The following is a 13,228-nucleotide window of genomic DNA, read 5'->3' as shown; positions in this document are numbered from 1 at the left end:
CGGCGTCCCATTCCAGAATCTCCGCCTCACTTACCGAGTAAATGAGCGGGACGATATCGAGGATTACTTCGATGTCGCGTTCCGAAAGTAGGCCGCCGGCTGGTTTAAAAAATCGTCTATGCGCACCTGCAACTGGGTCCAGTCCGGGACGGTCAAGTGAGCCAGATCGGGGATCATCAGGCCGGCGCAGTGGGCGGTGATGAACTCGGCGCGTTCCTTGGCCGTTTTCAGTTTCTTCATCACTTTGGTGGCGCGCAGTGCGGGCATTTCCAGGCTCAGCGAGGTCACGGTGCGGCCGGTCACAGCGAGCGGTTGCAGCAGTGGCACCTGATCGGGGTCGTCGGACTTTTGCGCGTCTTCGACTTGTTCCAGAAAGTAAGACGCCGGACGGGTCGACATCTCGTGCACGTATTGGGCAATGCTCACATAGTCCGGGCGTTTGAGCTGATCGAGCTCCTTGACCGACAGGCCAGTGGCGAGCAGCGCCAGTTCGAAGAACTGATCGTCTTCGTCATCGCCGGCGCGTTCCAATGCTTCTTTTTGCGCGGCGTAAAACAGTGGCTTGAGCTGGACCGTTTCGATCTGCGCACCGTCGTCACCGGTGATCGGCGACAACAGGTCATGCTGGGGTGGCATCCACGACATGAATGAATTCCTTGGTGATTCTTGAGGAGGGTGTTGCTAAACATCGGCCAGTCACACTGGCCCAATGTGGGAGCGGGCTTGCTCGCGAAGGCGGCCTGTCAGATGAATGAGTGTCGACTGTCACACCGCATTCGCGAGCAAGCCCGCTCCCACAGGGTCAGGTGCCGGGCTGGCTTACAGCGTTACGGCATCAGCACAGCACGACGTGCATCACCGAGGATGTCGACGCCGTTGAGTACGAACTTCTGGGTGCGTACGTCGATGTCGATCACCGGAATGCCGTTTTCCAGGCGGTTGTAGGTACGGCAGGAGAAGTCCAGCGTCGTCAGGGCTTTGCCACCCATTTTGATGGCGTCCTCACCCATGGTTTTGAGCTTGCCGCCGATGGTGTGGTAGGTGAACCAGGTATTGCCGTCCTGATCCTGACCGGCTTCACGCACGTTCAGCAGGATGTCGTCACCCAGTTTCACGCCCATGGCGAGCAACACTTCTGCGCCCGTGCCTTGCAGCTTGATCTGAGCATTGAGCGCCTTGGCACTCTTGGCCATTTCCTCAATGATGAAACGGCCACCGGTCATGTTCTCCATCTCGAAATCAATCTTCGGCGGAGTAAATTCTTCTACGGTCGCCGACAGCGGCAGGCCTTGCAGGGTGGCCGCGATGGCCTGTCTTACGCGGTTGGTAAACATTAGAGAACGTCCTCCAGGAACTGCTCGATGATTTCATCGCGGGCGTTGAGTTGATAAACCATGTGTTCGTTCGGCGCGTAACGGCCGTAGTCGATGACCACGTACCAAGTGCCGTTCTTGTACTTCTCGACGCTGTTGAGTTCCGGGTGCAGATACACGCTGCCGCCCGGAATGGTTTCGTCGGCGACCAGGGTTTGCAGCCAGTCGTTGATGCGCTTGACCTCTTGATCCATGAACGACTTGGTGAGGTTCTTGGCCATGGCTTTCTGGCCGGCCTTGACCAGCTTGCGGCTGATCGCATCTTCGAGGCCGACGTAGCTGATAAACTTGCCGGTGATCGAGCGGTTACCCAGCAGCGAGAAGCCGCCGAGCACGGTGCGGGCGTAGTAGCTCACGCCGTAACGGTTGAGCAGATCGCCTTCGGTGGAGGTGTCGAGGATGTTGTATTCCACAACGCGGGACACGTCTTCGGCGTAGGTCACCTGGTTGCCCGGGCTCTCCCACTGCTTGACCTTGGCCAGCGCGGCAATCGCCAGGCTGGACGGCGCGAGGAAGACGTTTTTCTTCGCCGCTTTCGAGTACACGGCCGGCATGTTGTGCACCACCAGGCAACGGTCGAAACCGAGATCGGCGCCGCCCAGTTCCTGGCTGTACAGCACTTGATCAGCAACCGAGGCGTCCTTGCCGTCCAGCACCACACGGGCCTTGATGCGCTTGCCGAACGAGGCGAACTCGCTGGCCACCGCTTTAGTGCCGGTGAAGCCCGGCGCGCCGATGATGGTCAGGTCTTCCGGGACGCTGCCCAGTGCGGCCAGACCGAGCTTGCGGCCAGTCGCCGGCTCAACGCCGCCGATCACTGCGTTGACGGTGTCGGCCGGGGTCGCGCCCGCCTCGACGATCACCACGTACACCGGCACCTTGACCACTTTGAGGATCTGGTAAACCGCGTGGTACAGCGTGCCCTCTTCCGAACCGGTCGGATCGAGCAGTGCATGGGTGGTAAAGCTATTGATGCGGAACGGGGCGTTACGCGGAATCAGCGGATCGGCCTTCGGCGCGGTGCCGACCAGACCGATGACGTTGTCACCCAGGCCACCCATGGCCTCGGGGGATTCGGTGGCATTGACGGTAATGCCGTTGTGCTCGAAGTTCAAAACCTCAGCCATGTTCAGTCAGCCTTCTTGGCAGCGGCCTTTTTGGCCTGGGTGGTAGGTGTTTTCAGTTCCAGTCGACCGGCGCTGTGCAGCGCACTGGCCTCGACGTCGAGCAGATCAAGGTCTTGACCGACGCTCGACCAGTGCCCACCGCCGGTGGGGAATGGGACGAGCACGGTGTAGGTTTGGCGGGTTGCCATTTTTCGTTTCTCCATAAACGGGAAAGCCCCTCGTGGGGAGGGGCTTGGCGGGTGTTGAGTGTTTTTGGGCGGATAAGAAAACGCCCCGGGGTTCGGGGCGTTCAATCCATGAGTTGTGCTTTGGAAGTCACCCACGGGAACTCTTGCTGGATTTCATTGAATCTTTGGATGCCCGCAGTACGAACGCTCTCCCAACCGGTTTCGCCCATAACCTCCATGCGCTGGGCCTCAGCGAATAGTCGGTCCGATCCGGTAATGGGGTCGGCGTACGCACGACGCCTCAAAGCTTCAATTTCCTCAGGGGAATATTCGACAGGGTGCAATTCGGGGAGCGCATGCTTGAAAATGGACCCGTCATCAGTCAGTTTCCATACGCCATCAAGTTCCTGAGTTATGCGCATCCATAGGCCCTCATCAACCTCGACAGCACCTTTTGGAATATCGCTTACACCGCGAATAAGGCGGGACTCAAGAATGCCTTGAGAATCAAAAGTTACGTATTTCATATGTCCACCATCAATGACCAATCGAGAGCCAATAAAAATTGGTCGCTGTTTGCACAGGAGCCCCTGAAGTCCCCGAACTTACCCCGACAGCCGTAAATCCGTTTTTGCCAGGTACCGAAGTCAACTCAGCAACATCAGCTGCACCCGAGACGTTAAACGGTGAGGTTTGAACGCAGAAACACGCATTTGGGTAACTCAAGGAAAATGGAACCGTCGTCGACACTGCCGGAATCGACGAGTAGCCCCATTGGATAATGAGGCCTCCCAGCCACGATGGAAAAACCACATAGCCGTTCGCAGCTTTGAGAATCTGAAATCCTAAACGCAATTTTTTCGGCGTGACGATAGTAGCGTCATCTGTGCCTGACTCAGTGAGTGCCTGCGTGGCAACTTTTGCCGTACCTTGATTCATCTCAGTGGCTTGCTGTGCCAGAACAGACACGGCCGCAATATCGATGCTTCCCTGGTTGACCGGGGCGTTCCAGGCTTTGATGCACCACATGACGGCGAGGTTGCGCGGGCGGGTTTCGGCGCCCACGTTTCCCGTTATTGGGACATCCGAGTTGGCGCCAGTTCCAGCACCGCTGATTACAACGGCCAGGCCGGAACCGGATCCTGTTGCAGTAGTGACTGTATGACGGAGAGCATGCAAGTGAGACTGGAGCTGGTGGTTCTGCCAACTGCCAACGGTTCGATCAGCATCCACGCCGCGCCCATGATCCCAGCCACGCAGAAATTCACCACGCGCGTCCGGCAAACGGAAATTACCCGCCCCTTCATCGCCTTTGTTGTAGGTGGTGCCGAGATAAGCCGCCAGATCCGGATAAGTCGCAATGCTCTGCACACTGCCATCCAGCTCCAGATAACCGGGTGCAACGATCCCTGTCGGGAATGCCAGAACAGCGCCCACCGGAACAGCAGACTTGAGGCGTTCGACTTCCTTGGCCAGTGCGGCTACATCGATGGTTCCCTGATTGACCGGGGCGTTCCAGGCTTTGATGCACCACATGACGGCGATGTTGCGGGGGCGGGTTTCAGTAGCCGCACCAAAGTTGTAGGTCCTGACGCGACCAATAGTCAGCTCGGCGTTGTCACCTTCCGTACGTAGAATCCAGTCCGCGGCCGTATCCTTCAACACTACAGTTGGTGTCTCCCCATTTGGATCAACAGCCTGCCCACCTCCCGACCCGGTCGGAATGGAATGGTAGTGCGCCTTTAGACTGTCAGATTGAAAGCTACCGGCAGCACGCCCGGCATCCACACCACGCCCATGATCCCAGCCGCGCAAAAACTCCCCACGCGCCTCAGGCAGCCGGAAATTCCCGACGCCCTCATCACCCTTGTTGAACTTGCCGCCCAAATAGGCGCTCAAGTCCGGGTAAGTCGCACTGCTCCTTACGCTGTTATCCAGTTCCAGAAAACCCGGCGGCGGTGCATCAACAGGGAACGCGACAATCGAGCCCACTGGCAGCGCCGACGCCTTGGCAATCAACGCTTCAACTTCAGCCTTGGTGTACGAATCCTTGATGCCAAACCCGGCCAGCGTCTCAGGGTTCGCACCCGCCGTCGCCCGGCCATATTCATCAACGGTCAGACTCTTGTAAGTCCCGGCAGCAATCCCTGTGCGCCCCGCCAACATCTTGAACGTCAGTGCAGTAGCACCGAGGGTGATCGGCGCATTGGTGGTCAGGTGCCACAGCGAATCGCCGTTCGCCGTGCCCTCCTCGACCATCACCGTCAGCCCCGGAGTGACCTTGGCGCTGCTGTTGGCATCGCTCGCCCGGACCCAGTCACCGTTGGCGACAATCCACAGGCCGTTATCCTTGGCCAGGGTTTGATTGGCCAGCAAAACACGGTCGCCGGCAATCACGGCCACACCATCAATCTGCTGCGCACCGTTCAACACGACATTGCCGGTTGCCGCAACGCGCACCGACTGTTTGCCATCCAATTTGCCAAGTTCTTCGGCGAGGTAACTCATGACCCATGCACGGGTCGCCTTGACCACCGTGTCATCAATCAACAACGTCACCAGCGATGCATTGCTGGTCTCGAATATCGAGCGAATGTAGAACTCTTTACCCGAACCCGACGTCGCCAGAACCGGTTTGAACGACTCTGGATATTTGACGATGGCGTAGAGAATTCCGGTATCAGTCCACAGCCCCGCCTCTCGCACATACCAACCGCCAACATCCGGCGGAATGGTCACTTCAGCAAGCAGCCAGCTCGGATTCTTCTCGTCCTGGAACAGCGCGTTGAGCGGCCCGCGCCAGACTTCGCGTTTCAGCGCCGTGGCCGTCGCGGCCGGGTTGTAGACCGCGCCGCCGCCGTCGCCGACGGAAATCTGCGTCAACTTGATCGGCACGCCCGCGGCTTTGCATGCCGTTTCGTAGGCAATCCCTGCGTTGGTGAGCAGGGTGTAATAGTCAGCCATTCAGGCCCCCTGAGGATAAATTGTGGATGTTTCGACGGTGTACATACCAGCGGCCATGAACGCCTCTCCCGAGGTTTCGAGCCCTTCGATGAACACCGGATAAACCGTGGTCAGCTCGCCGCAAAAGGTCGCGGCGCCGATGTAATGGCTGCCGAATGCGCTCAACCCGACCGAGACCGACAGCACATCCCGTTCACTTTTGGCATCGGCCAGGCGTCGGTCGAGACGGGCGTCGATTTCTTCGCTGTAGGGTTGTTCGCTGAAGGCGCGTACGGAGAAGCTGTAAGGCGCGCCGGGCGGCGTCTGTTCGTACCAGGCGCGGATTTCCGGACGCAGTTGCAAACCCTTGGCGGCGTTTTCCAGTGCCTTGCGAGTGCCGGCCTGGCGCGCGGTGGGCCAGGCGAGTTCGACGGTCAGGCGTTTTTCCGTTTCAGGCGCGGCGGTGCTCCATTCGGCGACGCCGCGATCCGCTGCGAGATACGGCAGAAATGCGACCGGCGTTTCGCTCGGATTCATCAGTTCGGGAAACGGCGGCGCGATGCGATCAAGCAATGCGCCGAAGCCCAAATCCAATCCTCGCTCCAGCGCCGAACTGTTGGCCGGCAGCAGCGTCGGGCGTTGCGTTGGCTCACTCATAGCGTCAGCACCTCGACCTCGACTGCCGTGCAGTACGGCGCCTGAAACGCAGTCGTCACGATCGGCGCCAGCGGCTCCAGAATCTGCAATTGCACGGCACCGGCGCTGTGCAGCGTGTAGTCGATCCAGCTCGGATCGACCCGTCCTTCGAGGCGATGACAACTGTCGGCGTAAGCCTGCAATTGTTGCTGCGCAGCGACTTGGGTCAGGCCCGAATCGGGACCGGAATTGATCTTGGCGACGACGCGTATTTTGTAGTGCTGGATCTCGGCAGCCTTGACGGTAACCAGATCGGTTTCAGGTCGCACATCGGGACGGGCGAAATGTTGGCGGACGCCTTCAAGCAATGCCTCGGATGGCGTGCCGTCACCGTCCCGCGCAAGCACGGTGACCTGTACTTCGCCCGGCGCGGTGCGGCGTCCATTGCCGTCCTTGACCTGCGCGGCGAGGCCATCCGGGTTGAAGGTGTAAGTGACATTCACCACACCGGCATCGGTGGATTCGACTTTCACCGTCGGCCGTTCGCCCAGGGTGAACACCTCGCGACGATACTGCATCCGCGAACCCGCCGCCGGTGCGTGCGGCGCCAGGTAATAACGCAACCGGGCGTCGTCGTCGCTTTCGTAAATCGCCGGCACTGGCGGGAATGCGGCCGGATCACCCGGATCGAGCAACTGCCGCTCCAGGCCCATGTCCGCCAGCCGTGCGTCGAGGTTGCTGCCGGTCGCCCACCACGCCAGCATCTGCTTGATGCGGGCGTTGTATTTACGCTCGTGGGTTTGCAGCCGAACGCAGAAGGCTTCCAGCGCCAGGGTCAGCAGTTCGCTTTCGTTTTCCAGGCTGGTCTTGAGTTTCGCTGCGCTGTCCGGCGAGCGGGCGCCGACGTATTCGATGACGAAGCTTTTGAACTCGGCGAGCAGGTCTTCGAAGGCGTCGACGGCGATCAGCGCGGGTTCGGCCAATTGGTTCTGGCCGGGGATCAACATGCTCATGTCACGACCTCGAAGGTTTGTTGACGGTTTTTCCAGGTGCCGGCGAAACGCAGCAGCAGACCGGCGCCCTGACGGCTGGCGACAATCACTTGCGGCTGAAAATCATCGATGCCGTTTTGCTTGTTGTAGAACGCTTGCGCTGCGTGGCTCTGAGCCAGAAGCAAAACGTCGTCGCCGAGGTTCTGCCCGAGCAGCGAGGGGATCAGCGAGCCATACAGGGGCCGTTTTTGCCGGGTGCCCAGCGGCGTGGTCAGAGCCCGGGTCGCGCGCTGCACAAACTGCAGCCAATCGTCGACCGTGGCCCCGCTGTCTCTATCGATTCCGATCATGGGAAGCTCTTGAATCAGGGGCTGATGACGCGGCCCTGGTGATCGACCAGCGGGCCGCTGAAGTGAACGCCCGAAGCGTCGATGGTCAGGCCGACGGCGCCCACTTGCAGGTTGATGGCCTGCGGGGTCAGCACCAGTCGCGCCGGGCCGATGCTCAGCTCAAGCGATTCGCGAGAACCGCTGAACGCTGCCGGACCGTTCTGCCAGTGAAGGGTGTGCGAGGCGTCGTCGTAACCGCTTTCACTGCCGTCCTGATGCACGCGGCGCGTCAGCGTCGGTACGGTCGAAGTCGGCGGAAAGCGATCACTGTTCAAACCGAACAACGCCACCGATTGCGCACCGCTTTCACCGCTGCCGTAGTTGAACAGCAGACACTGCTCACCCACGGTCGGGATCCGCGATTCGCTCTGCGCTCCGGCGCTCGGATTGAAGAACTTGATGGCCGGCGTGAGCAGGCCACCGTGGCTGACCGTGCAGGTGTTGCTCGCCGCGTCGACTGTCTGGCAGACGCCGATGCGGCAGTAGCTCTCGGCACGCCGATGCAGGTCTTCGATTTCCGCTTCCATCTCGGCCAGGCGCTCGATGATCGGGCCCAGTTGCATACGCAGTAATGCGTCGAACATCGGTCAGGCCTCCAGCGCGGTGTATTGGTCGGGGTCGTCGATATTGCTGACTTCCCAGGTACGGGCGAATTTCGGCGTGCCGAGTGGATCGTCGAGCAGCGTCGGGCCAAGGTAGAGGGTCTGGTTGAACGTCAATGTCCAGGCCTTGTATTGCTGATCGGCGCGGATGAGTAGTGATGGCAAGCCATCAATATTCATCGGCAAATCGCATTGATCGCCAGGCAGATTCCAGCGGTTGTCGGTGATCAGGTTTTTCAGCACGGCGATCAGATCGCAGGCGACAAATGCCGTGGCGGAAAGCGCCGGGATGACTTGCAGCGACAACGTCATGACATGAGCAATTCGCCCATCGGCGGAGCGAACTCCCGACGAATTTCGGTCGAAGTCGATCAGCACCCAGGCCTGATCGCCGGGAGCATTGAAATCATCTTGATTGCCGACACTGAGGGTGAGTCCTGCGGTGTTGCGCAACGTCGTCGCAATGGCTGTGAACAGTTGCGACGGCTGCTGGATCGGTGTGGGCATACATGACCTCCTTTTCAATCGTCCACGCGAAGCCCTGCCGCCAAAATGGCGGCACGGAAAACAGTCAGGGTTAAGGCTGGTCGCGCGGCGGGACTTCGCAGACGCCAATGCGCTTGGCGGCCCAGCGCTCGTAAAGACCGATAGCGACGTCGGCGCCAGCCATTGCGGTCAGGCAACCAAAGGCGCCGGCGGCCCAGATCGACAATCCTGCGGCATACAGCAGCATGATTGCCGAGACGCCGCAGATCATGCAGGCGCCGGAGCGTAGGGCCAGGCGCCGCAGCAATGACCAGCCGCGGGCGCCTTCCTTGTCGGCGCGCCACATTTCGCCGGACACCCCGCCCACTACGGCGAGTAGGATGACCAGCCAGATCGGCATGTCCGCCAACGCTTGTTGCTCGCTTGTCATGTCACGCCTCCTGGGGGTGATTGATGAATGGTGTGTGTTGGGTTCAATCGTTTTCTCTTGAGGTAGGCATTCCAAAAAGCCCGGCATTGGGGCCGGGCTTTTCAGTAATGCGCTCTCGCTTTTGCACTGCAGTTTTTGCACTGCCGCTCATGACGAAATCAGAAGGGGATCACTGGCCAGTTGATCGAGGCAGGGTAGCCGGGTTGATTGTTCACTTCGCCAAGAGCCACGAAGTACTGCTTGTAAGCGAGCAACTTTGCCTCTTCTTCAGACGTAGCAATACCCAGATCGTGCTTGTAATGCAGAGGGTGGAAATTCAGCCATTCGACGGCGTCATCCAGCTCCTTGCGAAGGCGGGCACGTGCGATCACGAGGTGGTCTTCCTCGGTCAGCTCAACAAAAACAAATACGCTGGTGCCATTCGGTTGCCAGGACTGAAAAGCCTTCCAGCCGACTTGAACTGCTGTATTGCTAGTTGCATCAACCCATATGCCCGATACTCCCTCGATCGGCGCAGTCGGCATGCCCTCCTCCGTATCCAGAATCTGGATAACCAGCGCAAAGTTGGTGGCGTAGGCACTGCCAATGTAGACATAACGATTCACTTTCAACTCCTTATAAAGTTCAGGCACTGCATTGTTTTGTGCAAACCTGTCGTTCAGCTCAAGGATCCACGGCGCGATGAGAGCTCCAAGCAGGCATTCCAAAAAGCCCGGCAATTGACCGGGCTTTTCAATAATTAATTAACTCTCGCGACTTACGGCAACTCTGGCCAAACGATGGTCACCGGAAAATCAGGCTGTTTATTGACCTGAGTGAAAGCCACGCAGTACTCCTTGAACGCGCTCAGATACAGCTGCTCCGCAGTAGTGGCAATGCCCAGATCAACTTTGTATTGCAGCCCGGCAGACACGACACGGGTGATTAAATTGTCGAACCGACGCGTTTTTTCATTGCGCAGTTGTTCACCCAACACAGATTGGCCCCAAGGGAACTCGGGGGCGAAAGACCAGACGCCGTCGGTGTTGACCGCGTTGTGGCCGTAGTCAACCTGGCCAGCGGCGGTAGCGGTAACGTCGACCCACACTTGGTCGCTGGGAAACTCTTCGGTGATCAGATTGACCGTTTCGAAGATGTTGTCGACTTTGCCATTCACTACGCGTGCATATTTTTTCAAACTCATTGCTAACATCCTTATTTGATCGCCGGTTTCGCGGCATAGATTTATCTGTCTGCATCGGGGCAGGCATTCCAAAAAGCCCGGCAGTCCGCCGGGCTTTTCAGTAATGCGCTCCTTCGCCTTCCTTCAAATCCTATGCCCATGAAGGAAGCTGACTTTTCGGCGCTACTGGCGCGGTACGAGTCCGTTCAAATTGTTTTTCCGACCGCGGTCCCTGCCCGCCGGATAACTGCTTCTGGTGCTTTACGCTGCACACCCGGGTCAGTTGCCAACCCTCTGAACCGTTGAGGCCGGTTCATCGCTGCCTGTTCTTGTGGAACTAAAGAGCTTTCGTTTCCAGCCGCTTTGTCGAGCGGCTTGGTGGCAATAATATGCACGAACGCATACCCAGTCAATGCGTAAATGCATTTATTTATGCGCTAGAAATGCGTTGATGCATGAGCGGCCCGTCTGCAAAGGCTTTGGGGGAGTTCTGCAGGCGAAAAAAAACCGCCGAGGAGGCGGGCTTCATGTGAAGGCGATCAGATCAACGGGCGTATCGAGCATGAGGTTTTCCCTTTGGCAGATACGATGCCACGCTCAGGTCTAACGTCCTCCAGACATATACGGTCTGAGACCCATATCGATAAATGAACCGCATCCCTGTATGATCGCGCATCCCTGCGCGTCGCACGATTGAAAGCGCTCCGTAAACTACAAAATTAAACAAGGATGCAACCATGTCCGATTCAACCAAAGGTCGAATCGTTTTTCTCGATTACATGCGCGTATTTGCTTTCATAAGTGTGCTTGTAGGTCATAAGCTTTTTGGCATCCTTGTAGATACGGCCAATGACGGAACCCTGCATTTAACTATACGAGTCATTGCAGAAGCTCTTATGCCTCTCTGCCTGGGTGGGGCTGCAGGGGTCGTCGTTTTCTTTTTGACCTCCGGGTATATCATCACCCACGTACTGCAAAAAGAAGTTGCGACTGAATTTCTAATAAAACGCATATTTAGAATATATCCACTGTATGTGACTGCGATTCTCCTAGAGGTAGTACTACGGCATTACGTCCACGGCGGAGACATACCAGCCATCAGTCTTCTGATCAAGCGTGCACTTCTTATTGGCGATTTCTATAATATGGACCCAGCGCTGGCCGGCGTAGAATGGACCTTGCGCATTGAAATCATGTTCTATCTTTTCATGTACGTGATGAAGGCAACCAGGATTTTAAGCATTCCAAAGCTGCTCCCGCCCATTTTTGTTTTGGCGGTATACGCACTTTACAAATCTCCGGCTTTCCCAAGCTGGGGAGTGTTTTCATTTGGCTATGTAAATGCTTATGCTCCATTTTTGTTCATCGGCTCGCTTCTTTATCTAGCAGAGCGGCGATTAGCTTCCAGAGCAATATGTACACTGGCAAGCGGGGCGATGTTCTATATGTCCATGAGTTCGATAGCTTCTAGCCACCCATATTGGGGAGCTAGCCATTATGCAACGTACGCACTGCTGATTTTCTTGAGCGCCTTGCTCTTCCGCGCACACTTGCAGGATAGCAAAGTACTTCGATTAATGTCTGATCTAACGTATTCGGTTTATCTGTTCCACAATTGGATCTGGGATTACTTCGCGATGATGTTAAAGGCTATCGGACTTCCAGAGACATGGGAGAAATTTGCAATTACAGTTATGCTGTTCTTGTCCTGTTACGTCATGCACAAAACTATCGAAATATGGGGAATCAAGTTGGCACGCCCCGTTATAAATCAGGTTCGACGCGTCGATCTATCTAACCTGACTCGCCAACGCCGTACACCAGCGTCACATTAATAACGTTGTAATTGGTTGCCGTAGATCTTCAAGATTCTACGGCGACTCTTGTTGAATTTGGCTTTTTTAGCAGACGATAGCTGAAGAGGACGGGGCTGATTTCCGACCGCAGATCACTTCATAAAAAACGCTCTTCCCATCAGCCGCTTTTGCAAGCAGCAGATTGTCTGAGGCTGGATTTACCCGGGAGAAAGCCAGCCACTAAGGCTCAGCTGAGTTGATGCACCTGTCATAAATAAGGTCGAGGATTTCTAAACATAAAAAACCGCCAAAAGGGCGGTTTTTTTATTTCATTGGTCTGCTTAGCGGGCGTACATGCCCCACCAGAAGACGTGACCGAGGATGACGATCTGCTCTTCCTGGATTTCCTGGAAGGTGTAGTCCTCGTCCGGATGTTCGTCGCGATTGAAGCTGCGCAGGCGGATACCGGTAGGCAGCCGATAGAGTTGCTTCACCCGCAACTGGCCGTTGTGGTTGATTGCATAGAGATCGCCATCGATGATGTCGCCAATACCGCACTTGCCCGCGTTCACGCCGACCGTGGCGCCGTCACGCAGCACCGGTAACATGCTGTTGCCACGCACCGTCACGCACTTGGCCTGATCGAATTGCACGCCGTTATGGCGCAGGCTGCGCTTGCCGAAGCGCAGGCTAGAGCGCTCGCTCTCTTCGATGACGAATCTTCCTGATCCTGCTGCCAATTCAACCTCACGAAGGAAGGGCACCGACACCTCGTCATCATCGACAGGGGTGTCGTCGTCCCACAGCATTATGTCCTTGAGTTCCGCATGCACGTCACCACGCGCGACACCGGCCGACGGCGCAACATCCGCGCGCCCGCGCAACTGATCGGTGCTTACATTGAAGTACTCGGCGATCTTCGAGATGTGTTTATCCGAAGGATCGACGATCTTCCCGCTGAGAATCCGCGAGAGAGTGGATTGAGGCACGCCGGTGCGACGGTGGAGCTCCGTAGGGGAGATCCCGTGCTGGTCGAGCAGTGCTCTTAAGACGGAGGATACGTTGCGTTTTTGCATAACGCGCATAGTGCTTGAAGTTTTTCGTGAAGACAAATGCTGTTTTGCA

Annotated in this window: 16 protein-coding genes; 1 reads left to right on the top strand and 15 read right to left on the bottom strand. The window is 57.2% G+C overall.

From position 1 onward, the window contains the following. Window positions 1–63: 63 nt before the first annotated feature. The 14 genes from K5E40_RS21440 to K5E40_RS21375 all read right to left on the bottom strand — a co-directional run bounded on the left by K5E40_RS21440 (window position 64) and on the right by K5E40_RS21375 (window position 10,328). The gene (locus tag K5E40_RS21440; RefSeq protein WP_221732478.1) at window positions 64–645 is read right to left on the bottom strand and encodes a phage tail assembly protein; all 582 of its coding nucleotides are present in this window, start codon (window positions 643–645) and stop codon (window positions 64–66) included. A gap of 182 nt (window positions 646–827) precedes the next feature. Then, window positions 828–1,334 (bottom strand): phage major tail tube protein, encoded by a 507-nt coding sequence (locus K5E40_RS21435; RefSeq protein ID WP_008077119.1) that lies wholly within the window; start codon window positions 1,332–1,334, stop codon window positions 828–830. Further along, window positions 1,334–2,500, bottom strand: a complete 1,167-nt coding sequence (locus tag K5E40_RS21430) for a phage tail protein (protein WP_221732477.1) — start codon at window positions 2,498–2,500, stop codon at window positions 1,334–1,336. Before K5E40_RS21430 ends, K5E40_RS21435 begins: the two co-directional genes overlap by 1 nt. A gap of 2 nt (window positions 2,501–2,502) precedes the next feature. After that, window positions 2,503–2,688: a hypothetical protein gene (locus tag K5E40_RS21425; protein ID WP_047291936.1), complete on the bottom strand. Its 186-nt coding sequence runs from the start codon at window positions 2,686–2,688 to the stop codon at window positions 2,503–2,505. Between the two features lie 101 nt (window positions 2,689–2,789). After that, window positions 2,790–3,194 carry a hypothetical protein gene (locus tag K5E40_RS21420; protein ID WP_221732476.1) on the bottom strand — a complete coding sequence of 135 codons (405 nt, stop codon included), beginning with the start codon at window positions 3,192–3,194 and terminating at the stop codon, window positions 2,790–2,792. A gap of 10 nt (window positions 3,195–3,204) precedes the next feature. Next, window positions 3,205–5,631, bottom strand: coding sequence for a phage tail protein (locus K5E40_RS21415; RefSeq protein WP_221732475.1), 2,427 nt, complete (start codon window positions 5,629–5,631; stop codon window positions 3,205–3,207). Further along, the gene (locus K5E40_RS21410; RefSeq protein ID WP_221732474.1) at window positions 5,632–6,267 is read right to left on the bottom strand and encodes a phage tail protein I; all 636 of its coding nucleotides are present in this window, start codon (window positions 6,265–6,267) and stop codon (window positions 5,632–5,634) included. Beyond that, on the bottom strand, window positions 6,264–7,259 hold the full coding sequence (locus K5E40_RS21405) for a baseplate J/gp47 family protein (protein ID WP_221732473.1): 996 nt from the start codon (window positions 7,257–7,259) through the stop codon (window positions 6,264–6,266). The genes K5E40_RS21410 and K5E40_RS21405 overlap by 4 nt, the downstream gene beginning before the upstream one ends. After that, entirely contained in the window at window positions 7,256–7,588 is a 333-nt protein-coding gene (locus tag K5E40_RS21400; RefSeq protein WP_095188860.1) for a phage baseplate protein, read from the bottom strand. Before K5E40_RS21400 ends, K5E40_RS21405 begins: the two co-directional genes overlap by 4 nt. 14 nt (window positions 7,589–7,602) lie before the next feature. Further along, on the bottom strand, window positions 7,603–8,211 hold the full coding sequence (locus K5E40_RS21395; protein WP_221732472.1) for a phage baseplate assembly protein V: 609 nt from the start codon (window positions 8,209–8,211) through the stop codon (window positions 7,603–7,605). A 3-nt stretch (window positions 8,212–8,214) separates the two neighbouring features. Continuing rightward, complete coding sequence (locus tag K5E40_RS21390) at window positions 8,215–8,736, bottom strand: hypothetical protein (protein WP_221732471.1); 522 nt, start codon at window positions 8,734–8,736, stop codon at window positions 8,215–8,217. Window positions 8,737–8,806: 70 nt separating this feature from the next. After that, complete coding sequence (locus K5E40_RS21385; RefSeq protein ID WP_038357950.1) at window positions 8,807–9,145, bottom strand: phage holin family protein; 339 nt, start codon at window positions 9,143–9,145, stop codon at window positions 8,807–8,809. A gap of 158 nt (window positions 9,146–9,303) precedes the next feature. Then, window positions 9,304–9,750 carry a tail fiber assembly protein gene (locus K5E40_RS21380; protein ID WP_311775965.1) on the bottom strand — a complete coding sequence of 149 codons (447 nt, stop codon included), beginning with the start codon at window positions 9,748–9,750 and terminating at the stop codon, window positions 9,304–9,306. Window positions 9,751–9,902: 152 nt separating this feature from the next. Next, window positions 9,903–10,328, bottom strand: coding sequence for a tail fiber assembly protein (locus K5E40_RS21375; RefSeq protein WP_260455896.1), 426 nt, complete (start codon window positions 10,326–10,328; stop codon window positions 9,903–9,905). 716 nt (window positions 10,329–11,044) lie between these two features. Between K5E40_RS21375 and K5E40_RS21370 the strand changes: the two genes are divergently transcribed. Next, window positions 11,045–12,142: an acyltransferase gene (locus K5E40_RS21370; RefSeq protein ID WP_221732470.1), complete on the top strand. Its 1,098-nt coding sequence runs from the start codon at window positions 11,045–11,047 to the stop codon at window positions 12,140–12,142. Window positions 12,143–12,444: 302 nt separating this feature from the next. On the opposite strand, the gene K5E40_RS21365 is transcribed toward K5E40_RS21370, so the two are convergent. Then, the gene (locus K5E40_RS21365) at window positions 12,445–13,188 is read right to left on the bottom strand and encodes an XRE family transcriptional regulator (protein WP_221732469.1); all 744 of its coding nucleotides are present in this window, start codon (window positions 13,186–13,188) and stop codon (window positions 12,445–12,447) included. Between the last annotated feature and the right edge of the window lie 40 nt (window positions 13,189–13,228).

Origin of the sequence: Pseudomonas baetica (assembly GCF_019733355.1) — a bacterium.
GTDB classification, from domain to species: Bacteria; Pseudomonadota; Gammaproteobacteria; order Pseudomonadales; family Pseudomonadaceae; genus Aquipseudomonas; species Aquipseudomonas baetica_A.
Note: the sequence above shows the minus strand (reverse complement) of the source record. Positions and strands in the feature narration are given on the sequence as shown.